The 21,989-nt window shown below is 71.2% G+C and carries 19 protein-coding genes and 3 pseudogenes; 10 read left to right on the forward strand and 12 right to left on the reverse strand.

The window, feature by feature from the left end:
* Window positions 1-57: 57 nt before the first annotated feature.
* Window positions 58-395 (reverse strand): annotated as a pseudogene (locus tag OG802_RS07655) (DNA-3-methyladenine glycosylase); the annotation flags it as partial.
* Window positions 396-403: 8 nt separating this feature from the next.
* On the opposite strand from OG802_RS07655, the gene OG802_RS07660 reads away from it, so the two are divergent.
* Window positions 404-1,702, forward strand: coding sequence for a recombinase family protein (locus tag OG802_RS07660; RefSeq protein ID WP_329408450.1), 1,299 nt, complete (start codon window positions 404-406; stop codon window positions 1,700-1,702).
* Window positions 1,703-2,031: 329 nt separating this feature from the next.
* Here the strand turns inward: OG802_RS07660 and OG802_RS07665 are convergent, their stop codons facing one another.
* Window positions 2,032-2,223 (reverse strand): helix-turn-helix domain-containing protein, encoded by a 192-nt coding sequence (locus OG802_RS07665; protein WP_329408452.1) that lies wholly within the window; start codon window positions 2,221-2,223, stop codon window positions 2,032-2,034.
* Between OG802_RS07665 and ltrA the strand changes: the two genes are divergently transcribed.
* Window positions 2,138-3,733, forward strand: coding sequence for a group II intron reverse transcriptase/maturase (gene ltrA, locus OG802_RS07670; protein WP_443055197.1), 1,596 nt, complete (start codon window positions 2,138-2,140; stop codon window positions 3,731-3,733). The two genes, OG802_RS07665 and ltrA, sit on opposite strands and share 86 nt — an antisense overlap.
* Window positions 3,734-3,890: 157 nt before the next feature.
* Here ltrA and OG802_RS07675 read toward each other — a convergent pair whose 3' ends face one another.
* Window positions 3,891-4,502 carry a DNA-3-methyladenine glycosylase gene (locus tag OG802_RS07675; protein ID WP_329408454.1) on the reverse strand — a complete coding sequence of 204 codons (612 nt, stop codon included), beginning with the start codon at window positions 4,500-4,502 and terminating at the stop codon, window positions 3,891-3,893.
* A 14-nt stretch (window positions 4,503-4,516) separates the two neighbouring features.
* Window positions 4,517-4,774 (reverse strand): annotated as a pseudogene (locus OG802_RS07680) (DNA-3-methyladenine glycosylase); the annotation flags it as partial.
* Between the two features lie 153 nt (window positions 4,775-4,927).
* On the opposite strand from OG802_RS07680, the gene OG802_RS07685 reads away from it, so the two are divergent.
* The 3 genes from OG802_RS07685 (at window position 4,928) to OG802_RS07695 (ending at window position 7,147) form a co-directional block, all read left to right on the forward strand.
* Window positions 4,928-5,710: a sporulation protein gene (locus tag OG802_RS07685; protein WP_329408455.1), complete on the forward strand. Its 783-nt coding sequence runs from the start codon at window positions 4,928-4,930 to the stop codon at window positions 5,708-5,710.
* Between the two features lie 192 nt (window positions 5,711-5,902).
* Window positions 5,903-6,442, forward strand: coding sequence for a YbhB/YbcL family Raf kinase inhibitor-like protein (locus OG802_RS07690; RefSeq protein WP_329408457.1), 540 nt, complete (start codon window positions 5,903-5,905; stop codon window positions 6,440-6,442).
* Window positions 6,443-6,640: 198 nt separating this feature from the next.
* Entirely contained in the window at window positions 6,641-7,147 is a 507-nt protein-coding gene (locus OG802_RS07695; protein ID WP_329408460.1) for an HNH endonuclease, read from the forward strand.
* Between the two features lie 201 nt (window positions 7,148-7,348).
* Here the strand turns inward: OG802_RS07695 and OG802_RS07700 are convergent, their stop codons facing one another.
* The 3 genes and pseudogenes from OG802_RS07700 to OG802_RS07710 all read right to left on the reverse strand — a co-directional run.
* Window positions 7,349-8,299: an SPFH domain-containing protein gene (locus OG802_RS07700; protein WP_329408461.1), complete on the reverse strand. Its 951-nt coding sequence runs from the start codon at window positions 8,297-8,299 to the stop codon at window positions 7,349-7,351.
* A gap of 164 nt (window positions 8,300-8,463) precedes the next feature.
* Window positions 8,464-8,895, reverse strand: coding sequence for an NfeD family protein (locus tag OG802_RS07705; RefSeq protein ID WP_329408462.1), 432 nt, complete (start codon window positions 8,893-8,895; stop codon window positions 8,464-8,466).
* A gap of 326 nt (window positions 8,896-9,221) precedes the next feature.
* Window positions 9,222-9,752 (reverse strand): annotated as a pseudogene (locus tag OG802_RS07710) (ABC transporter ATP-binding protein); the annotation flags it as partial.
* Between the two features lie 153 nt (window positions 9,753-9,905).
* On the opposite strand from OG802_RS07710, the gene OG802_RS07715 reads away from it, so the two are divergent.
* Entirely contained in the window at window positions 9,906-10,694 is a 789-nt protein-coding gene (locus tag OG802_RS07715; protein ID WP_329408466.1) for a hypothetical protein, read from the forward strand.
* A gap of 210 nt (window positions 10,695-10,904) precedes the next feature.
* Here OG802_RS07715 and OG802_RS07720 read toward each other — a convergent pair whose 3' ends face one another.
* The 4 genes from OG802_RS07720 to OG802_RS07735 all read right to left on the reverse strand — a co-directional run bounded on the left by OG802_RS07720 (window position 10,905) and on the right by OG802_RS07735 (window position 13,697).
* Window positions 10,905-11,144 (reverse strand): chaplin family protein, encoded by a 240-nt coding sequence (locus OG802_RS07720; RefSeq protein ID WP_109000178.1) that lies wholly within the window; start codon window positions 11,142-11,144, stop codon window positions 10,905-10,907.
* A gap of 270 nt (window positions 11,145-11,414) precedes the next feature.
* Window positions 11,415-11,660, reverse strand: a complete 246-nt coding sequence (locus tag OG802_RS07725; RefSeq protein ID WP_329408467.1) for a chaplin — start codon at window positions 11,658-11,660, stop codon at window positions 11,415-11,417.
* Between the two features lie 257 nt (window positions 11,661-11,917).
* The gene (locus tag OG802_RS07730; protein WP_329408468.1) at window positions 11,918-12,559 is read right to left on the reverse strand and encodes a response regulator transcription factor; all 642 of its coding nucleotides are present in this window, start codon (window positions 12,557-12,559) and stop codon (window positions 11,918-11,920) included.
* Complete coding sequence (locus OG802_RS07735; protein WP_329408469.1) at window positions 12,552-13,697, reverse strand: GAF domain-containing sensor histidine kinase; 1,146 nt, start codon at window positions 13,695-13,697, stop codon at window positions 12,552-12,554. The genes OG802_RS07730 and OG802_RS07735 overlap by 8 nt, the downstream gene beginning before the upstream one ends.
* A 240-nt stretch (window positions 13,698-13,937) precedes the next feature.
* Between OG802_RS07735 and OG802_RS07740 the strand changes: the two genes are divergently transcribed.
* The 3 genes from OG802_RS07740 to OG802_RS07750 all read left to right on the forward strand — a co-directional run bounded on the left by OG802_RS07740 (window position 13,938) and on the right by OG802_RS07750 (window position 16,800).
* Window positions 13,938-14,636, forward strand: coding sequence for an SDR family NAD(P)-dependent oxidoreductase (locus tag OG802_RS07740; RefSeq protein ID WP_329408470.1), 699 nt, complete (start codon window positions 13,938-13,940; stop codon window positions 14,634-14,636).
* Window positions 14,633-15,751, forward strand: coding sequence for an S-adenosylmethionine:tRNA ribosyltransferase-isomerase (locus OG802_RS07745; RefSeq protein ID WP_329408472.1), 1,119 nt, complete (start codon window positions 14,633-14,635; stop codon window positions 15,749-15,751). Before OG802_RS07740 ends, OG802_RS07745 begins: the two co-directional genes overlap by 4 nt.
* 302 nt (window positions 15,752-16,053) lie before the next feature.
* Window positions 16,054-16,800 (forward strand): transglycosylase SLT domain-containing protein, encoded by a 747-nt coding sequence (locus OG802_RS07750; protein WP_329408473.1) that lies wholly within the window; start codon window positions 16,054-16,056, stop codon window positions 16,798-16,800.
* A 75-nt stretch (window positions 16,801-16,875) separates the two neighbouring features.
* On the opposite strand, the gene OG802_RS07755 is transcribed toward OG802_RS07750, so the two are convergent.
* A complete protein-coding gene (locus tag OG802_RS07755; RefSeq protein WP_329408474.1) occupies window positions 16,876-19,413 on the reverse strand; it encodes an ABC transporter ATP-binding protein/permease in 2,538 nt (845 codons plus the stop codon).
* A 244-nt stretch (window positions 19,414-19,657) separates the two neighbouring features.
* On the opposite strand from OG802_RS07755, the gene OG802_RS07760 reads away from it, so the two are divergent.
* Window positions 19,658-21,859: a streptophobe family protein gene (locus OG802_RS07760; RefSeq protein ID WP_329408475.1), complete on the forward strand. Its 2,202-nt coding sequence runs from the start codon at window positions 19,658-19,660 to the stop codon at window positions 21,857-21,859.
* Window positions 21,860-21,989: the final 130 nt, after the last annotated feature.

The following is a 21,989-nucleotide window of genomic DNA, read 5'->3' on the forward strand; positions in this document are numbered from 1 at the left end:
GAATGCCGTACCCGGTTCAAGCGGCTCGGGCTACGTTACGCGCCGTCCAGGGCCGAGTCAACTTCGGCGGCGCTTGGGGACGTGGGCCCGGTAGGGGCTCACCGTCGGGTCGTCGGCGACCCAGTAACGCCAGGGGTGGACGGCGCCGTCCCCCGACACCCCGGTGCGGGGTCCGCTGCGTACCTGGTCGGAGGGGACCGGGGCACCCGTGAGGATCCGCAGCGGGGTGTCGCCGGCGGCGCAGGCGTCCGTGCCGTCGAGAGCCGGCCCACGTCCAGGGCGGTGGCCAGGCGGGCGGGGCCTTTGGCCAGTTCTTTGTCGCTTCGGGCCGAGAGCCGACGTTTACGGGCGTGCTCGGCTCCCTCGACGATCTCGCCGGCGCGGAGCAGGACGCCGAGCTCTGGTGGAGGACGGCAAGGCAGACGCCATCGTGTCCCGCCACTACGACCGTATGTACCGCACTCCCTGGGACCTTGAGGATCTGGTGGACCTGGCCGAGGCGACCGGCGTCACGCTGGCCGCCGCACAGGCGCAGGGAGTGCTCGACCTGTCCACCCCGTCCGGCCGTCTCGCTGCTCGCATCGGCGCTGTGGTGGCTCGCAACGAGACCGAGATGCGAGTCGAGCGTCAGGTGCTCGGACACCAGCGGCGCAGGGAGTCGGGGAGGCCCTTCTGGAGTACTCGCCCCTTCGGCTTCGAGCGGGACGGCAGGCACCGGGAAGCAGAGGCGGAAGCCCTGCGGCAGGCATACCGGGATGTCCTGGCCGGCGTCACCCTCTGGTCCATCGCGAAGGACTGGAACACACGTGGACTGCTCTCGCCTCACGGCAAGGAGTGGCGCAGCTCGAACCTTCGGAGCGTCCTCTTGAAGCCGAGGAACGCGGGATTCCAGACGTACTCGCAGTGGGTTGAGAAGCCGGACGGGAAGCGCGTGCGGCGGACCGAGGAGACCGGCGCGGGCAACTGGGAGGCGATCGTCTCTGAGGGCATATTCCGGGCCCTGGTCCGCCACCTGAGCGACCCCGAGCGCAACACGGGCGGTGGCGGCAAGCGCAAGGCCCTGTTGTCCGGCGTGGTCCGCTGCTCGAAGTGTCAGGCCGTCGTCACTCAAGGGTGGAGCAAGAAGAACGCGGCAGGAGAGCGGTACCGCATCTACACCTGTTCGGGTGGCCGGTGCCTCACCTGCCCCGCGGACCCGCTCGACTCCTTCGTGGTCAGGAAGGTCATCGACAGGGCCGAGGAGTGGAACGCGGCACCGGCCACGGATGCCGCAGACGAGGAACGAGAGGCCGAGCTGCTGGCCGAGGAGACGGCAGCATCCGAGAGGCGCACCGCCCTGGCGGAGATGTTCGCCGTAGGGGACATCGACGCGTCGACCTTGCGGACGGGCATCGGCAGGTGCGACGCCGACCTCACCAAGATCCGGGCCGAGCTGGCAGACCTGGCATCGCAACGGGTGCGCGTCGACCTCGGCGACATCGAGTACCTGTGGGAGGAACTGGACTATGAGGACCCTGACCGCATCGACTACGTACGGACCGTCGTCATGCAGGTCTGCGAGCGAGTCGAACTGATGCCGCGCGGTCGTGGGGTTCGGTCCTTCAAGGGCGAGCACTGCCGGATCACGTTCCGGAACCCTCGAGATCCGACTGCGGAGCGCCGAGCCGGCTGTCGGCGCTCGGTGAGCACGGGCCCTGTCTGACGAGTGTCGGGCGGGGCCCTTCGCCATGCCCGTCGAGGAGGCGCGCTCCTCTCGCTCCCCAGTTCATGCAACAACGTGCATGAGTGACGTCCGTGCATGGACGGCCACAGGCGGTCCATGCACGGTCGTTTCAGACGGCCTGACCGGGCCGAGCGGTCGACGTCGAGTGCATGAGTCCTACCGGCCTGAGCAACCATCGCGCCCTTCGGCGGATCTGTACGTCGTTCGCCATGGTGCTGCGGACTGAGGAGGGCAGTGTTGTACGTCCACGTGCGACAACAGCCCCCGGCGTAGAGCCGAGGGCCTGCCTGGACTGCTGTGCGCCTGTCTCAGGCACTCTCTCCCAAGTGTCGGTACAGCGTGGCGCGGGAGACGCCGAGGGCCTTGGCGATGGCGCTGACGCTCTCGCCCTTGGCCTTCCTGGCGCGGGCCACGATGAGTACGTCCTCGTCCACCTTGGCGGCCGAGATCCATCGGTCGTTGAGTCCGTGGAAGGCCAGGCCGGTCAAGCGAGTTTTCATCCCGAAGAGCAACGGGAAACAGCGACCGCTCGGCATCCCGGTCATCCGTGACCGGGTCCTACAGGCCCGCGTGAAGAACGCGCTGGAGCCCGAGTGGGAAGCGCGGTTCGAGCCGAGGTCGTACGGCTTCCGGCCCGGCCGCAGCTGCCAGGACGCGATATCCGCGATCTTCTGGACGGTGAGGGGCAAGAACCCGAAACGTCTGTGGGTCCTGGACGCGGACCTGTCGGCGGCATTCGACCGCATCGATCACAACCACCTCATGACCATGCTCGGCCAGTTCCCCGCCAGGGACCTGATCTGCGGATGGCTAAAGGCGGGCGTGATCGGCCGCGGCCGGTTTGCACCGACCGAGGAGGGCACTCCTCAAGGCGGTGTGATCAGCCCGCTGTTGCTGAACGTTGCTCTGCACGGACTGGAACAGGCCGCAGGGTGCCAATACACGGTTCGGACCGGGCGCGAGCCCGGCGCCATGCCGGGCACTCCGGGGCTGGTGAGGTATGCCGACGACTTCGTCGTGCTCTGTCACGACGAGGAACAGGTGCACCAGGTCAGGGCCCGGCTGGAGGAATGGCTGGAGCCGAGAGGTCTTCGCTTCAACGAGGAGAAGACCCAGGTCGTCCACCTCGATAAAGGGTTCGACTTCCTCGGTTTCACCGTCCGCCGCACGGGCGGCAAGCTGATCATCAAGCCGAGCACAGCGGCTTGCGCGAGGCTCCGGGCGCGCTTACGGACCGAGGTGAAGACCCTGCACGGGTCCAATGCCGAGGCCGTGTTGCGCAGGCTGATCCCGATCGTTCGCGGTTGGGCGGCCTACTACCGGGCGGTGGCATCCACGACGACGTTCTCGTCTCTGGATCACTACATGTGGCGACTGACCTTCAAATGGGCCAGACGGCGTCACCGCAACAAGTCGAGTCACTGGGTCATGGACCGGTACTTCGGCAGGTTCCACCCCTCCCGGCGAGACCGGTGGGTGTTCGGCGACCGCGACAGCGGCGCCTTCCTCATCAAGTTCGCCTGGACCGGCATCGTCCGCCACCAGTTCGTCAAGGGCGGAGCGTCTCCGGACGATCCCGCCCTGACCGAGTACTGGCGGGACCGCCGCCGCAGGAAAGCGCCACCGCCGATGGACAAGACGAGTCTTCTCCTGGCGGTCCGGCAGCAGGGGCTCTGTCCTCTCTGCAAGTCGGCGCTGATCGTCGGAGCCGAGTACGAACCGGACAGTTCACGCGAGTGGATCAACTGGTTCGCGGCCTCGAAGAAGATGCTCCACAAGCATCACTTCACCTACCGGCGAGATGGCGGCACGGATGAGCGGAACAACCTTCGCCTCGTGCACTCCGCATGCCACCGCCAACATCACGCTGGCGCCGGCAAAGGACCACATAACCCTGCTGACCTGCGAAGCCCATGGGGCTTGCTTGAGCCGGATGCGGGGAAAGCTCGCACGTCCGGTTCTGAGGGGGCCGGGGATCAGCAATGGTCTCCGGCTACCCGACCACACTGAGGTTCCCCCCGCAGCGCAGGTCGGAGTTGGCGCACGTCGGCGGTCACCCGACCGGCCAGGAACGCGTCACGCGCCGCGCTCGCGAACGATCACGCATCTCCTGGCCTCCAACTCCGCGCCGACTCACCGGCGAGCCGTGAGCGAGGCGCACAGCGGCTCAGGCTTCGGCGGACGGCTTGGCTCTCGGGCTCAGTCGGTACGCGGAAACCGTTGGATCACCGGCGAGGTAGAACCGGTGCTGCCAGTCGTGGGCCTTGCTCACGCCTACCCGAGGACCAACCTGGATGAGCGCGGTAGGCACCGGCTCACCCTCGGACAACATGACCGAGGTACCTGTCAGGAGGTCTGCGCCGTTGTGCTCTCCCGTGATGCCGAGTGCCTGGCAGAAGTTCCCAGGACCTCGGGCAAGACGTGGGCTCTCGACCCTCTCCCCTCGCCGCTTGCGTGCCAGGTCTTCCCCCTCGATGACCCTGCCTGCCCGGATGAGGACGGCCGAGGCGATGCCGTCCGTCCCGGTGACGACGTTGGCGCACCAGTGGAGGCCGTGGGACCGGTAGACGTACAGGTGTCCTGCGGGTCCGAACATGACGGCGTTACGGGGTGTCTGGCCTCGGTAGGCATGGGAAGCTGGGTCAGCCGTACCGGAGTACGCCTCGGTCTCCGTGATGGCGATGCTCACGGTTCCCTCAAGGGTCTTGCAGGTGAGGACACTCCCGAGCAGCCTGGGGGCGACCTCTTCGGCAGGATGGGCGAGGACGTCGACGTTCATGCTGACCGCCTTGACATGCCGTAGGTGAAGTAGACGTACACATGACCGGGCGGTCCGAACATCACGCCGTTGCGGGCCGTGGGGCCGCGAAAGGCGTGGGAGCCCGGGTCGTTTCCGCCGTCGTAGGCCTCCACCTCGGTCAGGCGCAGGGTGATCGGTCCGTCGGGGGTCGTGCGGACGAGCAGCCGGCCGAGCAGATCCGGGGCCACCTCCAGGACAGGGCGGTCGAAGAAGGTCCTGGGCAGGGGCGTACGGTCGGTGGTCGCGATCATGCGCTCCGAGCGTAGTGCAGACGTACGGGTGCGACGGGGTGGTCAGCGGGCGCTCGGTTTTGTCAGGGTGTGGGGCGGCGGAACCGGTCAGGTCGGGATCGCGTTTGTAGGGATCGAGGGATCCCGTCCGAAGAAGGTCGTAGAGGGAGAGTCATGGCGTTCAAGAAGCTGCTCGCGAGTCTGGGGGCCGGCGGGGCCTCGGTCGAGACGGTGCTGACCGAGGTCAACGTCGTTCCGGGCGGTGTCGTCCAGGGCGAGGTGCGGATCCAGGGCGGGTCCGTGAACCAGCAGATCGAGGGGCTGTCGGTCGGTCTGCAGGCCAAGGTCGAGGTCGAGAGCGGCGATCAGGAGTACAAGCAGGACATCGAGTTCACCAAGCAGCGGCTCGGGGGCGCGTTCGAGCTGCAGGCGGGCGCCGTGCACGCGGTGCCGTTCGGGCTGGAGATCCCCTGGGAGACGCCGGTCACGATGATCGACGGGCAGGCCCTGCGCGGGATGAACGTCGGGGTGACGACCGAGCTGGAGATCGCGCGCGCCGTGGACTCCGGTGACCTGGACGCGGTGAACGTCCACCCCCTGCCGGCGCAGAAGGCCATCCTGGACGCCTTCGTCCAGCTCGGTTTCCGGTTCAAGAGCGCGGACCTGGAGCGCGGGCACATCCGGGGCACGCGGCAGAAGCTGCCGTTCTACCAGGAGATCGAGTTCTTCCCGCCGTCGCAGTACCGGGGACTCAACCAGGTCGAGCTGAGCTTCGTGGCCGACGAGCACGCGATGGACGTCGTACTCGAGATGGACAAGAAGCCGGGTCTGTTCAGCGAGGGCAGTGACACCTTCCGCTCGTTCCAGGTGGGCCTGCACGACTACCAGGGCACCGACTGGCCCGCGTACCTCAACACGTGGCTGTCCGAGGTCGGCAGCAAGCGCAACTGGTTCTAGGGTCCCCCGGACGTCCCCGGACGCTTCCCCGCGTTCCCCAGCAGGACCCCGCGGAGGGCCTGGAGTGCCGTACGGCGTTCCGGGCCCTTCGTGTGGTGCTCGACGACGCCCGGCAGTGCCCGGCCTCGTGCGGGGTACGCAGGTCGTAGGCTCCGAGAGGAGTGCGTTTCCGATCTACCAGGAGGTGTCGAGGTGACCGAGCTGAAGAGGCGGCCGCTGCCCCACGAGTTCCATCCGCCGGTGCCGTCGTTCACGGTCACGAGCGAGGACGTCGAGGAGGGAGCGGCGCTCAAGGACGCCCAGGTGCAGTCGGCGGGGAACACCTCGCCGCAGCTGCGGTGGGAGGGCTTCCCCGACGGCACCAAGAGCTTCGCGGTGACCTGCTACGACCCCGACGCTCCCACGGGCAGCGGGTTCTGGCACTGGGTCCTGTTCGACATCCCGGTCTCGGTGACCGAATTGCCCGCGGGCGCGGGCAGCAAGGGGTTCGAAGGGCTGCCGGCGGGCGCCGTACACGCGCGCAACGACTACGGCAGCAAGGACTTCGGCGGGGCCGCGCCGCCGCCTGGGGACGGGCCGCACCGGTACGTGTTCACGGTGTACGCGGTGGATCAGGAGAAGCTCGGTCCGGACGCCGACGCCTCGCCCGCCGCGGTCGGGTTCAACCTGCGCTTCCACACGATCGGTCGCGCGCAGTTGATCGGTGAGTACGAAGTTCCCAAGGAAGGATGAGTCGGCTCATCCTTCATCGAGTGTTTGCCCGTCTCTGGTCTTGGAAGTGATCAGAGGCGGGCATTTTTTGTTGCCGGGGGTCGCGGGGGTCACCTCCCGTGGAGCGGCAGATATTGCGTTGTCCATCTCGGCGTGCCCGGCCAGAGTTGATCCCAGCCCGCCAGGGGGTGGGCCGGTGCACACAGGAGGTGGGCTGGTATGCGGGACACGCTGGTGCTGAACGCGAGCTTCGAGCCGCTGTCGACGGTGACGTTGAACCGAGCCGTCGTTCTGGTGCTTCAGGACAAGGCCGTCGTCGAGCAGGCCCACCCCGAACTGCGCATGCGTGGGGCGGAGGTGGACATCCCCGCGCCGCGGGTGATCAGGCTGTGCAGGTACGTGCGGGTGCCCTTCCGAAGACAAGCGCCGTGGTCGAGGCGGGGTGTGCTGATCAGGGACCGGCACCGGTGCGCCTACTGCGGGCGCCGGGCGACGACCGTGGACCACGTGGTGCCGCGGGCGCAGGGCGGTCAGGACTCGTGGCTGAACACGGTCGCCTCGTGCGCGGAGGACAACCACCGCAAGGCGGACCGGACTCCGGAGCAGGCGGACATGCCGTTGCTGCGGCGGCCGTTCGAGCCGACGCCCGCGGACGCGATGCTGCTGGCCCTGGGGCAGGAGGATCTGGCGGCGCTGCCGGAGTGGCTGACGCTGGACGCCGCGTAGTCGCTTTCCGTCCTTCCCGCTTGCGTCTTCCCCTCTCCGTCCGTCACGTCCATCGCGTCCGTCACGTCCGTCACGTGCGTCACGTGGGTCACGTGCGTCTGTACGTCCTTGTACGTGCGTGTGCGTCCGTTGCTCTCTTGTACGCGACCGGGGCCCGCCTTCTTCGTGAAGGCAGGCCCCGGTCGGTGCGCGGGTCGGCGGTCAGTCGAGGGTCGGCTTCTCGCGGCGCTCGTTGCCGCCGCCGTTGCCGGCGTTGTCGCCGCCCGAACTGCCGCCGAAGGGGCCGAAGTTGCCCATGGCGCCGGACAGTCCCTTGAGGGCGTCGCCGATCTCGCTGGGGACGATCCAGAGCTTGTTGGCGTCGCCCTCGGCGATCTTCGGGAGCATCTGGAGGTACTGGTAGGACAGGAGCTTCTGGTCGGCGTCGCCGGCGTGGATGGCCTCGAAGACCGTGCGCACGGCCTGCGCCTCGCCCTCGGCGCGCAGGGCGGCCGCCTTGGCCTCGCCCTCGGCGCGCAGGATCTGGGACTGCTTCTCGCCCTCCGCGGTGAGGATGGCGGCCTGGCGGGTGCCCTCGGCGGTGAGGATCGCCGCGCGCTTGTCCCGGTCGGCGCGCATCTGCTTCTCCATCGAGTCCTGGATGGAGGTGGGCGGTTCGATCGCCTTGAGCTCGACGCGGTTGACGCGGATGCCCCACTTGCCGGTGGCCTCGTCGAGGACGCCGCGCAGGGCCGCGTTGATCTCCTCGCGGGAGGTGAGGGTGCGCTCCAGGTCCATGCCGCCGATGATGTTGCGCAGCGTGGTGACGGTGAGCTGCTCGATCGCCTGGATGTAGCTGGCGACTTCGTAGGTGGCGGCCCGGGCGTCGGTCACCTGGTAGTAGATGACCGTGTCGATGTTGACGACCAGGTTGTCCTGGGTGATCACCGGCTGGGGCGGGAACGGCACGACCTGTTCGCGCAGGTCGATGCGGTTGCGGATGGTGTCGATGAACGGGACGACGATGTTGAGGCCGGCGTTCAGCGTGCGCGTGTAGCGGCCGAAGCGCTCCACGATGGCGGCGCTGGCCTGCGGGATGACTTGGATCGTCTTGATCAGGGCGATGAAGACCAACACCACCAGAATGATCAGGACGATGATGACCGGTTCCATCGTCGGATCCCCGTACCCTTCTCCGCCTCGGCGTTTCGGAAGATCTTATGTCTGTTGAAGATCTTGCTGGTCGAGTCTGACAGACCGTCGTGCGGCTCGCGAGGTGTTCGGTCGACTTACGTCGTGCGGGAGTTGGCCGGGCGTCGCGCGCAAATCGTGCAAGGTCAGATGACGATGGCCGTGGCTCCCTCGATGTCCACGACGTCGACCTGCTGCCCCACGTCGTAGGCGCGGTCGCCGTCGAGCGAGCGTGCCGACCAGATCTCTCCGGCGAGCTTGATGCGGCCGCCGGCGCCGTCGACGCGCTCCAGCACGACGGCCTGCTTGCCCTTCAACGCGTCGACTCCGCTCGCGAATTGGGGGCGTTGTCTGCTGTGCCGGGCCGCGATGGGGCGCACGACGGCGATCAGCGCCACCGAGACGACGATGAAGACGAGCACCTGGGCCACGACGCCCAGGCCGAGAGCCGCGGCGACGGCGGCGGCCACGGCGCCGACCGCGAGCATGCCGAACTCCGGCATCGCGGTCACCACGAGCGGGATACCGAGCGCCGCCGCGCCGACCAGCCACCACACCCACGCGTCGATGTCGTTCACAGGGTCATGGTAGGGCCGGGGGTCCCGTCGCGGACAGGGCGCGAACGGGGCGGCACGGGTCAGGACATGGGCAGGCCCTGCGCGGTCCAGCGGTCGCCGATCTGTTCCACGACGAGCGGGAGGCCGAAGCAGAGGGAGAGGTTGCGGGAGGTGAGTTCGAGTTCGACGGGGCCCGCGGCGAGGACCTTGCCCTGGCGGATCATGAGGACGTGGGTGAAGCCCGGGGCGATCTCCTCGACGTGGTGCGTGACCATGATCATCGAGGGGGCGATGGGGTCGCGGGCGAGGCGGCCGAGGCGGCGTACGAGGTCCTCGCGGCCGCCGAGGTCGAGGCCGGCGGCGGGCTCGTCGAGCAGCAGCAGTTCGGGGTCGGTCATCAGGGCGCGGGCGATGAGGGTCCGCTTGCGCTCGCCCTCGGAGAGGGTGCCGAACTTCCGGTCGAGGTAGTCGCTCATGCCGAGGCGGTCGAGGAAGGCGCGGGCGCGCTGCTCGTCGACGTCCTCGTACTCCTCCTGCCAGCCGGCCGTCATGCCGTAGGCGGCGGTCAGCACCGTCTGCAGGACGGTCTGGCGCTTGGGGAGCTTGTCGGCGAGGGCGATGCCGGCCATGCCCACGCGCGGGCGCAGCTCGAAGACGTCGGTGCCGGGCTTGCCGAGGGGTTCGCCGAGGACCGACACCTCGCCGGAGCTGGGGAAGAGGTAGGTGGAGGCGATGTTCAGGAGGGTCGTCTTGCCGGCCCCGTTCGGACCGAGGATGACCCAGCGCTCGCCCTCCTTGACCGACCAGGAGACCTGGTCCACGAGAGCCCGGCCCTCACGGACCACGGTCACGTCCTGAAGCTCCAGAACATCGCTCATGAGCGGGTTGTCTCCCCTTGCAGTGTGGCCGGTCGGTTGTCGCGGGCGCCTGTGGCTCGGACCGCCGCACGTGGGTGGGCGCGGCCCCTCCGGGAAAATCTACGCCACCGGCCGGGCGGCCCGTTCCATCGGTCCGGTCCTTAGGCTGGGGGCATGCTTTCGGAACCGCGCTCTGGTCGCCTCGCCGCTTGGGGAAATGCCCTGTTGGCCGGATTCGTCTCGCCGGACGACGCCGTGCTCGCCGTCGTCGGGGAGGACGCCGTCCACCGGGTGGAAGGGCTGCCGGGCGAGTCCGGGCCCGTCGGTCTCACGCTCGCGCTCGGGCGGCTGCGGGGGCTGGGGGTGACCGGGCTGCGGCTGGCGCTGCCCGTGCCGGGGCATCCGCTGGGGCTGAGCGGGCCGCCGGAGTTCAACGCGCGGGCGCTGGACGCGCAGGAGGCGGTGGTCTGTCACGGCGCCGGTCACGGGCTGGTGCCCGAGGTATCGGAGGCCGGCCCCGCCGGGGACGTCCACGTCGAGGTGGTGTGGCACTGCCTGCCGGTGCGGGAGGCTCCGCCGGCCGACGTGCCGTCGCTGGGCGAGGCGGAGCGGGAGCTGGCGGAGGCGCTGCGGGACGCCACGGCGGTGCTGTCGCGGCTGGACGTCGCCGGGTCGGGGCCGGTGGCGGAGGCGGCGATCGACGCGTACCGGGCGCGGGCCGAGCGTGGGCGGGAAGTGCTGGCGCCGGGGTATCCGCCGCGAGCGGTGCGGGTGCTGGAGCTGGCGCAGCGGGTGGGTCTGCTGGTGTCCCTCGCCCTGGAGAACGGGCACGGGGGTGCGGTCAGTTCCGGGGAGATGGCGGCTCGCTCCGAGGCCTTGCGGCCGGTCGAGCGGACGGCCCGGCGGGCGACGGTCGCCGCCTACAACGCCGTCGTGGAGGAGCGGGAGCGCGGGGAGCGCTGAGCGGGGAGCGCGGGGAGCGCGCGCTGAGCGGGGGTGTGAGCCGAAGCGCAGGGTGCGCGCCGGGTGCGGGCGGAGGGGGCGTCCGTGTCGGCGGGTGCGCTTGTGGCGCTTCGGGCGCTGGCGTCGGGGGCGCGCCGGGTGCGGGACGCGCGCGGGGGCCCGCGCGTCGTCGTCGACGCGCGGGCCCCCGCGCGGGCTCGGCTGTGAGGGTCAGCGGTTGACGCCCGTGTTGCCGAAGGCCGGGTTGAGCAGGCCGATCACGTTGACGCTGTTGCCGACCACGTTGACCGGAACATTGACCGGGACCTGGACGAGGTTGCCCGAGACGACGCCCGGCGACTTCACGGCCGCGCCCTCGGCGCCCGCGTCGGCGACGGCCGCTCCGGCCGAGGCGCCGGCGGCGATGCCGGCCACGGTGAGGGCCACGGCGGTCTTCTTGGCGATGTTCATGGAAAGGGTTCCTCCTGCGGTTGCGTGTCCGGTCCGGCCGGGGGCCGTGCGCTGTCCAACGTGGGGTGATCGCGAACGGTGCGGTCGCCCGGGCCGGAAGGGCCCGTTCGGGCCATTGGAACGACAGAGATACGGGACGACAAACAGACCGCCTCTCCCGGAGGGGCCGGGAGGGGCAGCCGGTCACCGCGGGTCCGTGGGGACCGGACCTCGGCGGGACGGGACGTCGGGTTCGGGACGTCGGGTTGAGGACGCCGGTGGTTCAGCGGTTCAGCGGTTGAGGCCCAGGTTGCCGAAGGCCGGGTTGAGCACGCCGATCACGTTGACGCTGTTGCCGACCACGTTGACCGGAAGGGCGACCGGGGCCTGGACGAGGTTGCCCGAGACGACGCCCGGCGAGCTCTTGGCCGCGCCGAGGGCGGTGGCGCCGTCGGCGGCGGAGGCCAGGCCGGCACCCGCGGCCACCAGACCGCCGGCCACCATCGTCACAGCCGCTGCCTTCTTCAGGTTCTTCACTTCTGAGCCCTTCTCGCGATCCCCGCGGCAGTCGCCGCGGCACGCAGGGAGAACGGCGGAGATCGTCAGAGGATGCGCCATCCGGGGGACATTCCCACGACGGTATGAATCTCGGATCGGAAGTTAACCTTCCGGATCGTCCTCGTACGGGTCGTACGGGTCGCACGGGCCACATGGGTCGCACGGCCGCCCCTGCGGCCCCTCCCCGCGGTTCCTCGGCCCCTCGGCGCCTCGGCTCGTCCGCCTGTCGGCTCGTCTCAGCCGGCCGCACCGTGGCGCACGGCCCACAGGGCGGCCTGAGTGCGGTCCGCGAGGTCGAGTTTCATGAGGATGTTCGAGACGTGCGTCTTGACGGTCTTCTCGGAGAGGACCAGGGCGCGGGCGATCTCGCGGTTGGAACGGCCGTCCGCTATCAGGCCGAGCACCTCGCGCTCCCGTTCGGTGAGCGAACCGCCACGACCCTGGCCGGAGTTGGCCTCGTCCTGGGAGAGCAGCGCGCCGGCGACCTCCGGCTGGAGCAGGATGTGGCCGGCGTGGACGGAGCGGATGGCGCCGGCCAGGGCGTCGGGGTCCACGTCCTTGTAGACGTAGCCTGCGGCGCCCGCGCGCAGGGCGGGGACGACCGTGCGCTGCTCGGTGAAGCTGGTGACGATCAGCACGCGCGCGGGGTTGTCGAGTTCGCGGAGTCTGCGCAGGGCCTCGACGCCGTCCATGCCGGGCATCTTGACGTCCATCAGGACGACGTCGGGACGCGACTCCTCGCACAGGGCGACGCCTTCGGCCCCGTCGGCGGCCTCGCCCACGACCTCGATGTCGTCCTGCACCTCCAGGAAGGTGCGCAGGCCCCGGCGGACGACCTGGTGGTCGTCGACGAGCAGCACCTTGATTGCGTCAGCCACCGGGGGCCTCCATCTCGATCGCGGTGCCCTTGCCGGGCGCCGACTCCACCGTGAGCGTGCCGCCGACGCCGTTGGCGCGGTCCCGCATCGACACCAGTCCCAGGTGGCGGCCGGCCCGGCGGACCGTCGACGGGTCGAAGCCGCTGCCGTCGTCCGTGACGCGCAGGACCGTGTCCGGGCCGCGCTTGTGCAGGGTGACGTCGACGTGGTCCGCGCCGGAGTGGCGCAGGGCGTTGTGCAGGGCCTCCTGGGCGACCCGCAGGAAGGCCTCCTCCTGGGCGGCGGGAAGGGCCCGCACGCCGTTGCCGGTGAAGGTCACGCGGGCGGTGTGCGCGCGGTCGAGGACCTGGACGTGGGTGCGCAGGGTCGCGACCAGGCCGTCCTCGTCGAGCGCGGCCGGCCGCAGCTCCACCACGGCGTCGCGCAGCTCGTCGGCGGCCTCGGCGGCCAGGGCGGCGACCTGGTGCAGTTCGTCCTTCGCGCGCGCGGGGTCGCGGTCGACGAGGGCGGCGGCGGCCTGGGCCGTCAGGCGCAGGGAGAACAGCTTCTGGCTGACGGCGTCGTGCAGTTCGTGGGCCAGCCGGGAGCGTTCCTCGGCGATGGTCAGTTCCCGGCTGCGCTCGTACAGGCGGGCGTTGGTGAGGGCGATCGCGGCGTGCTGGGCGAGGATCGACAGCAGTTCCTCGTCTTCCTCGGTGAAGCCGCAGCCGCCCTCGGGCTTGGCGCAGTTCTTGTTGGCGAGGAACAGGGCGCCGATCACCTCGTCGCCGTCGCGGACGGGCAGGCCCAGGAAGTCGGACATGTCGGGGTGGGCGGAGGGCCAGCCCTCGAAGCGGGGGTCCTTGCGGACGTCGGCGAGGCGCTCGGGCCGCGCCTCGTGCAGCATCGCCGCCAGGATGCCGTGCTGGCGGGGCAGGGGGCCGATGGCCTTCCACTGCTCGTCGCTGACGCCGTCCACCACGAACTGGGCGAAGCCGCCGTGATCGTCGGGGACGCCCAGGGCGGCGTACTGCGCGTTCAGCAGGTCACGGGCGGAGGCGACGATCGTCTTGAGGACGTCGCGCACCTCCAGGTGCCTGCTCATGGCCAGCAGCGCGGAGCTGACCGCGGCGAGGCCGGACCGAGGGCCTTGACTCATGCCCTCACGGTACCGGCGGGGTCCGACAGCCCGGATCGGACCCGTGACGGCCGCGAACGGGACGGAAGACCTAGGGCGGAGGTCCCGGGCCGGTGGGTCTACGCCGGGCGGCGGAGGCGGCGGGCCTACGGCGAAGGGCCCCGTCCGGCTGCGTCCCGCGTCCGAGGCGGGGGCGGGCGGCCGGTTCCTAGGTTGGGGGCACCGCCGGACGGAGGCGGTCGGACGAAGGGGACGGTTGTCATGCCGGTAGCGATCATCACGGGTGCGTCGAAGGGGCTGGGGCGGGCGCTGGCCGAGGCATTGGCCGCCCGGGGCTGGGACCTGGTGCTCGACGCCAGGACGGCGGGTGCGCTGACGGCGGCTGCGGTGTCCGTGGCGTCGTACGGGACGCGGGTGGAGGTCCGGGCGGGGGACGTCACCGACGCGGGGCACCGGGCCGAGCTGGTGGCGGCCGCCCGGCGGCTGGGGGGCTGCGACCTGCTGGTGAACAACGCGAGCGCGCTGGGCGCGGAGCCGCTGGTGCGGCTGGAGGCGTTGCCGCCGGACGGGCTGCGGCGGGCGCTGGAGGTGAACGTGGTGGCGCCCTTGGCGCTGGTCCAGGAGGCGCTGCCGCTGCTGCGCGGGGCGCGGGCGGGCGCGGTGGTCACCGTCAGCTCGGACGCGGCCGTGGAGGCGTACGGGACGTGGGGCGGCTACGGGGCGTCCAAGGCGGCGCTGGACCGGCTGGCGGCGGTGCTCGGCGTGGAGGAGCCGGGGCTGCGGGTGTGGGCGGTGGATCCCGGTGACATGGCCACGGACCTGTACGCGGCGGCCGTCCCGGACGACGACGGTCCTCGTCCCGATCCGGCCGCGGTGGCGCCGGCGTTCCTGCGGCTGCTGGACGAGCGGCCGGCGAGCGGCCGGTACGGGGCTCCGGCGCTCCTGGAGGCGCGGCGATGACGGTGACGGGGGTCCCGCACGGGCCGGTGCGGCAGTGGCGCGGGGTGCCCGAGGAGTTGTCGGCGCGGGTGCCGGCCGAGCAGCGCGGGCCGGGGCGGGGGCGGGACGACGTCCGGCTGCTGGTCTCGCGGGGGACGGCGGTGGCGCATCACGCGTTCCGGGAGCTGCCGGGCCTGCTGCGGGCCGGTGACGTGCTGGTGGTGAACACCTCGACGACGCTGGCGGCGGCCGTGGACGGGCGGATCGGGCACACGCGTGTGGTGGTGCACTTCTCGACGCGCGGGGACGACGGGCGGTGGGCGGTCGAGCTACGCGAACCGGACGGGACGGGCACGACGCGCGCGCGGGCGGGCGGTCCGGCGGGTGCGCGGGTGCGCTTGCCGGGGGGCGCGCGGCTGGTCCTTGAGGAGCCGCTGGCGCGGGGCGGGGGGCGGCTGTGGTGGGCGCGGGTCTCGCCCGGCGGGGCCGTCTCTGGGCTGCTGCGGGAGTACGGGAGGCCGATCCGCTACGCGTACACGGAGCGGGACCAGCCGTTGTCCGCTCACCAGACGGTTTTCGCGCTGCCGTCGGCGGACGGGGCGGGCAGCGCCGAGATGCCGAGTGCGGCGCGGCCCTTCACGGCCGCCCTGGTGGCGGAGCTGGTGAGCCGCGGGGTGCTGTTCGCGCCGGTCGCGCTGCACACCGGGGTGGCCTCCGCGGAGGTGCACGAACCGCCGTATCCGGAGCGCTTCGCGGTGCCCGAGGCGTCGGCGCGGCTGATCGAGGGGGTGCGGGCCGGGGGCGGGCGGGTGATCGCCGTCGGGACGACCGCCGTGCGGGCGGTGGAGTCGGCGGCCGGCGCCGACGGGGTCGTCCGCGCGCGTGCGGGATGGACGGATCTCGTCGTCACTCCCGCGCGCGGGGTGCGGGTGGTGGACGGGCTGCTGACCGGGCTGCACGAGCCGCGGGCCTCGCATCTGCTGATGCTGGAGGCGGTGGCCGGGCGGGCCGCGATCGAGCGGGGCTACGACGAGGCGCTGCGCGCGCGGTACCTGTGGCACGAGTTCGGGGACCTGCATCTCCTCCTGCCCGAAGAGGGCGCTGACGCACAGCATTGCTTTGGCAACCTGCTGTGAGAACGATCTACAGGGCGTGTGAGCCCGCACATAGGGCACACATCACGTACTAGGGCCATTAGGAGACAAAGGGGCACCCGGTGAACGGGGCAGATGGTTCTATCTGTCCCGTTTTGCCCTTCCCTGATCCACTACCGGGGATCGTACGTCACACCTTTGCCTGGGCATTTTGCGGCCGCTAAGAATTGCTCTCGTCGCTCAGCACCGCCGGGTCAGCCCTCGGTGCTCGTGCCTCAAGCACCCGCTGTCCGCCGTTGGACGATGAGAGCGACCTCCGCGCTAATACGAAGAGGTCCTTCCGCATGCCCAAGAACACTCACAAGATCGCGATCGCCGGTGCGGCCACCCTCGGTGCCGCCGCCCTCGCCTTCTCGGTGGTGCCGGCCGACGCGCAGACGACCACTACGGACGCCGTCTCGTCCGCCCAGGTCGCCTACAGCTCCAAGCCGGTGCAGGACGTCAAGACCAGTGTCACCGACCAGCTGGCCGCGACGAGCGTGAAGGTCGACGCGATCGAGGCGAAGAAGAAGGCCGCCGAGGCCGCCGCCGCGAAGAACAAGGCCGCTGCCGCCAAGGCCGCCGCCGCGAAGAAGAAGGCGGCCGCCGAGGCCGCCGCCAAGCGCAAGGCCGCCGCCAAGCGCAAGGCCGCGGCCTCGCACAAGGCCAAGGAGGCCGCGAACCGCTCCGTCAAGCGCGCCGCGATCAAGAAGGCCACGGTCCGCCACTACGCGAACAACCTGGACGGCTGGATCAAGCAGTCCCTGGACATCATGAAGTCCAAGGGCATCCCGGGCAGCTACCACGGCCTGCACAAGAACATCATCCGCGAGTCCTCGGGCAACCCGAACGCGATCAACGACTGGGACATCAACGCCATCAACGGCATCCCGTCCAAGGGCCTGCTGCAGGTGATCCCGCCGACCTTCACGGCGTACCACGTCGCCGGAACGTCCTGGAACATCTACGACCCGGTCGCCAACATCACCGCCGCCGCGAACTACGCCGCCGACAAGTACGGCACGATCGACAACGTCAACAGCGCGTACTGACGCACCCCACACACACGCCGAAGGGCGGCGCCTCCCGACCGGGAAGGCGCCGCCCTTCGGCGTCGTACGCGGGGACTACTTGCGCATGACCTCCGGCTCATGCCGGCGCAGGAAGCGGGCCACGAAGAAGCCGCAGATCACACCGAGGACGATCAGCGCGATCATGTCGAGGCTCCAGGCGCCGACGGTGTGCTCCCACAGCGGGTCCGTGGCGCCGCCGTCCTTGGGCGGGCTGATCTTGTTGAAGTCCAGCGTGGCGCCGGCGGCCGCGACGGCCCAGCGCGACGGCATCAGGTACGAGAACTGGTTGACGCCGACCGCGCCGTTCAGGGTGAACAGACAGCCGGTGAACACGACCTGGATGATCGCGAACATCACCAGCAGCGGCATGGTCTTCTCGGCCGTCTTCACCAGCGACGAGATGACGAGGCCGAACATCATCGACGTGAAGCCGAGCGCCATGATCGGGATGGACAGCTCGAACATGGTGGCGCCGCCGAGGACCAGCCCCTCCTTCGGGATCTCCCGGCTGGCGAAGCCGATCACGCCGACCAGCAGACCCTGCAACACGGTGACCACGCCGAGCACGAACACCTTGGACATCAGGTACGCCGACCGCGACAGGCCGGTCGCCCGTTCCCGCTCGTAGATGACCCGTTCCTTGATCAGCTCACGGACGGAGTTCGCCGCGCCGGCGAAGCAGGCGCCCACCGCGAGGATCAGCAGGACGGTGGTGGCCGTGCCGTTGGGGATGATCCGCCCGCTCTTGGGGTTGACCGGGTTCGGCAGCAGACTGTTGCCGGAGTCGATCAGCAGGCTCACCGCGCCGAGGACGGCCGGCAGGATCACCGTCAGCGCCAGGAAGCCCTTGTCGGAGACGATCACCGACACATAGCGGCGCACCAGGGTGACGAACTGCGACATCCAGCCCTGCGGCTTCGGCGGCTTCATCGCCTGCATCGGCGGGACCTGTACGGACTGCGGCGCGACGGCGTCGATGTCCGCGGCGTACATCTGGTAGTGCTGCGAGCCCTTCCAGCGGCCCGCCCAGTCGTAGTCGCGGTAGTTCTCGAAGGCGGAGAAGACGTCGGCCCAGGTGTCGTAGCCGAAGAAGTTCAGCGCCTCCTCGGGCGGGCCGAAGTAGGCCACCGCGCCGCCCGGCGCCATCACGAGCAGCTTGTCGCAGATCGCGAGTTCGGCCACCGAGTGCGTGACGACCAGGACCGTGCGGCCGTCGTCGGCGAGGCCGCGCAGCAGCTGCATCACGTCGCGGTCCATGCCCGGGTCGAGACCGGAGGTCGGCTCGTCCAGGAAGATCAGCGACGGCTTGGTGAGCAGCTCCAGGGCCACCGAGACGCGCTTGCGCTGGCCGCCGGAGAGCGAGGTGACCTTCTTCTCCTTGTGGATGTCCAGCTTCAGCTCGCGCAGCACCTCGTCTATGCGGGCGTCACGCTCGGCGGCCGTGGTGTCGGCCGGGAAACGGAGCTTGGCCGCGTACTTGAGGGCCTTCTTGACGGTGAGTTCCTTGTGCAGGATGTCGTCCTGCGGGACCAGACCGATGCGCTGACGCAGCTCGGCGAACTGCTTGTACAGGTTGCGGTTGTCGTAGAGGACGTCGCCCTGGTTGGCGGGCCGGTAGCCCGTCAGCGCCTTGAGCAGCGTCGACTTGCCGGAACCGGACGGGCCGATGACCGCGATCAGCGACTTCTCCGGGACGCCGAACGAGACGTCCTTGAGGATCTGCTTGCCGCCGTCGACCGTCACCGTCAGATGCCGGGCCGAGAAGGAGACCTCACCGGTGTCGACGAACTCCTCGAGCCGGTCGCCGACGATCCGGAAGGTCGAGTGGCCGACGCCGACGACGTCGGCCGGGCCGAGCTGGACCGAGCCGCCCTTGGGGATCGGCTGGCCGTTGACGTAGGTGCCGTTGTGCGAGCCGAGGTCGCGGATCTCCATCCGGCCGTCGGGCGTCGAGTGGAACTCGGCGTGGTGACGGGAGACCTGGAGGTCCGACACGACGAGTTCGTTCTCCAGCGCACGGCCGATGCGCATCACGCGGCCGAGGGAGAACTGGTGGAACGTGGTGGGGCTGCGGTCGCCGTAGACCGGCGGCGCCCCCGCGCCACCACCGGGCACCTGCTGCACGTACGGCTCGCCCGCGCCCTGCTGCTGCGGCACGTGCGGCGCGGACTGCTGCGGCGGCTGCCAGCCTGCCTGCGGCCCCTGCCCGGCCGGCTGCTGCGGCGCGCCCTGCTGGGCCCAGCCCGGGTTCGCGGCCTGCGCCGCGTACGGCTGCTGCCGCGGCTGCGCGGCGGGCGCCTGCGCTCCCGAGACGCTCACGCGTGGCCCGTCGGTCGCGTTGCCCAGGTGCAACGTCGAGCCGGGACCGATCTCCAGCTGATGGATCCGCTGCCCCTGCGCGTACGTGCCGTTGGTGCTGCCGTGGTCCTCGACGACCCAACTGCGGCCGTTATGGCTGACCGTGGCGTGTCGCCAGGAGACCCTAGCGTCGTCGAGGACGATGTCGCCCTGCGGATCACGTCCGAGGGTGTAGGACCTGGACGGATCGAGCGTCCAGGTGCGTCCGTTCAATTCCAGTACGAGTTCCGGCACTCCAGCCCCACTGAGTTGTCCCCCGAGTAGCCCCATCAACGGGGAGTCTAGGGATGTCGAACATCGGGGGGAACTATTTCAGTAGCGGCCCCCTGACCGAAAGTCGGGCCTTGTGAAGAGCACGCGCACACGTGCCTGCCGTTGCCGTTGACGGGGTTGAAAACGGCCCGGAGAGTGGTAAAGCACGCGAGGGGGACGGAAGCGGCGATCTTCGCCGTTCCACACCGCGGATCGGGGGGTCTGCATGAGCGCCGGCACGGTTGTCGAAGGCGGCGGGAGCACGGTGCGCGGCAGGGGCGTGCCGTGGGCGGACGTGCTGCCGGCCGCTGTCGCCGCGGTGAGCTGGGCGTTGATCGCGATGGCGGGGACCGCGGCGCTCGGGCTGCATCTGCTGAACGCGGACGCGGCGGGCTCGTTGGGCCCGATGACGGCCGCGGTCGTGGCCCTGGGGGCGGGCGGCTCGGTGACCCCGTCCGGCGACGTGTCCGCCTTCGGGCTGACCGGCGCGGAGGCGGACACGGCCGTCGAGATCACGCCACTGGGGGTGAGCCTGGTCGGCGCGGTGCTCCTGGCGTGGTTCTTCCTGCGGTCCCTGCGCACGGCCGGTGCGGTGATCACGCCCGCCGAACTCCTCGCGCGCGTCGGCTCGACGGCCGCGTTGTTCGTGGCGATGCTCGGCGGGCTGGCCTGGGCGGGGCACGACGTCGTCACGCTCGACGGGAGTGCGCTGGGCCTCGACGACCTGCCCGGCGGCGGGGGCGGGAGCGGAAGCCTGGACATCCCCGGGCTCGGGGACGTCGGGGACATCGGCGGTCTGCTGCCCGACCGGCTCGGCGACCTGGTCCACGCGAAGGCCGCGGTCGGCTTCACGCTGGACACCGCCTCCACCCTCCTCGGCGGCCTCGGCTGGTCGCTCGGCGTCCTGCTGATCTCCCTGCTGGCCTCGCGCCGCACCCCGCTCCCCCGCGCGTGGGAGGCGGTGCATCGCGTGGTGCGGCCGGCCGCGTCCGCCGTCGTCACGGTGGCGCTGGTCGCGGTGGCGGCCGGACTGGCCGCGGCGGCCTACGCGGCGATCGGCGACGACCACCCCCAGCGCATCGCGGGCGCGGCCCTGCTCGGCGCTCCGAACGGCGTCTGGCTGGGCATCCCGATCGGCCTGTTCGTCCCCTGGGACGGACGCGCGACGGGCGCCCTGACCACCGTCCTGCCCGCCCCGCTGGACGAGCTGCTGGGCACGGGCGACCGACGGCCCGTGACGCTGGACCGCCTGGCCGACCTGGACGGACGGGTGTGGCTGCTGGCGGTGGCCGCCGCGCTGATGATGATGCTCGCGGGAGTGCTGACGGCGGTACGGACGCCGAGGGGGCTGGCGGCGGGGGCGTGGCCGGGGGGGCCGGCGGCGGGGGCGTGGCCGGGGGCGCCGTCAGGCGCATCGCCGGGGACGTCGTCGCGGGCGGGGAAGCCGCATACCCGGCAGGGGGCGGGAGCCGACGCCTCCGCGCGCGTGACGCGGGGACTTGCCGACGGTGCTTCGGCGGGCGGCGGCCAGGTGCGGGCCGCCCGGGAAGGCGGCGCCGTCGGGTTCGCCGGGCGGTGCGCCGTGCGGCTGGGGCTCGCGACCGCGCTCGCGTTGCCGTCGGCGGCCTGGCTGACGGACGTGTCCGTGAACGCGTCGCTGTCCGTGCTGGGCTTCGACGCCTTCGGGGCCGGGATCGAGCTGCACGGACACCTCGGCGCCGCGTTGCTGCTGGGCGCCCTGTGGGGGGCGGGCGCGGGGCTGGTCGGCGCGGGGCTGGCCTGTGCCACGGGGGCGGCGGGAGCACTGGCCGCGCCCTTGGCACGCGGTGACGCGGGCGGGGGCGCGCTGGAGCCCGGCGGGGGCGCGCGCCGTCAGGAAGCCGCAGGCTCCGCTTCGCCTCCAGGGCACACGGGCGGCCTGACGGGCCCGTACGCGCCGGGCGCTCCCTCCTACCGGCCTCCCAACCCTGCCACCAACCCCTACCTCCGCCTCCCGGACGACCCGCGCGGGCCGCAGGACGCCCGGCACGGCACGGAGACGGAGACGGAGACGGGATCGGGGAAGCGGCCCGGAGGCGGGCAGGACCAGGGGCGGGACCGCGCGCAGGACTACGGGCCGGGACGGGGGCAGCGGGACCGGCAGGAACATCAGCAGGGCCGACGGGACGCGCAGGGGGCGGGGCAGGGGCGGGAGGGAGAGGGGTCCGGCGAGCGGTCGCGGCCCCGGGACGGCTCGCGGCCGCAGGAGCCGCCTCCGCCCGGATCGGACGACGTCTACGGGGCGCCGACCGTCGTCCGCCCGATGGGACCGGCGCCGCGCGCACCCCGTGGACGGCCGTCGCCCCGCCCCGACGACGGGCCGCCGCCGCCCCCTCCCCCGCCACCGCCCGCTCCCGGGGGACCGAGGACGCCGCGCGGATCGCGGTGAGGCGCGACGGCACGCAGAATCGGGGAGTCGGCGACCGTCGGGCGAGGCGCACACCGCCTCTCCGGCAGTCAGGGGCGCCTGTCCGTCAGGCGGACCTCGGCGGCGAACGGCACCGGGTGCCGGATACGGT

Origin of the sequence: Streptomyces sp. NBC_00704 (assembly GCF_036226605.1) — a bacterium.
Classification (GTDB): Bacteria; Actinomycetota; Actinomycetes; order Streptomycetales; family Streptomycetaceae; genus Streptomyces.

Excerpts from the sequence above, each read along its gene's own strand:
- OG802_RS07685 (WP_329408455.1), top strand. The coding sequence starts at position 4,928 with ATGGCGTTCAAGAAGCTGCTCGCGAGTCTGGGGGCCGGCGGGGCCTCG.
- OG802_RS07715 (WP_329408466.1), top strand. The coding sequence starts at position 9,906 with ATGCTTTCGGAACCGCGCTCTGGTCGCCTCGCCGCTTGGGGAAATGCC.
- OG802_RS07745 (WP_329408472.1), top strand. The coding sequence starts at position 14,633 with ATGACGGTGACGGGGGTCCCGCACGGGCCGGTGCGGCAGTGGCGCGGG.
- ltrA (WP_443055197.1), top strand. The coding sequence starts at position 2,138 with ATGAGTACGTCCTCGTCCACCTTGGCGGCCGAGATCCATCGGTCGTTG.
- OG802_RS07695 (WP_329408460.1), top strand. The coding sequence starts at position 6,641 with ATGCGGGACACGCTGGTGCTGAACGCGAGCTTCGAGCCGCTGTCGACG.
- OG802_RS07720 (WP_109000178.1), bottom strand. The coding sequence starts at position 11,144 with ATGAACATCGCCAAGAAGACCGCCGTGGCCCTCACCGTGGCCGGCATC.
- OG802_RS07740 (WP_329408470.1), top strand. The coding sequence starts at position 13,938 with ATGCCGGTAGCGATCATCACGGGTGCGTCGAAGGGGCTGGGGCGGGCG.
- OG802_RS07665 (WP_329408452.1), bottom strand. The coding sequence starts at position 2,223 with ATGAAAACTCGCTTGACCGGCCTGGCCTTCCACGGACTCAACGACCGA.
- OG802_RS07675 (WP_329408454.1), bottom strand. The coding sequence starts at position 4,502 with ATGAACGTCGACGTCCTCGCCCATCCTGCCGAAGAGGTCGCCCCCAGG.
- OG802_RS07750 (WP_329408473.1), top strand. The coding sequence starts at position 16,054 with ATGCCCAAGAACACTCACAAGATCGCGATCGCCGGTGCGGCCACCCTC.
- OG802_RS07760 (WP_329408475.1), top strand. The coding sequence starts at position 19,658 with ATGAGCGCCGGCACGGTTGTCGAAGGCGGCGGGAGCACGGTGCGCGGC.
- OG802_RS07735 (WP_329408469.1), bottom strand. The coding sequence starts at position 13,697 with ATGAGTCAAGGCCCTCGGTCCGGCCTCGCCGCGGTCAGCTCCGCGCTG.
- OG802_RS07700 (WP_329408461.1), bottom strand. The coding sequence starts at position 8,299 with ATGGAACCGGTCATCATCGTCCTGATCATTCTGGTGGTGTTGGTCTTC.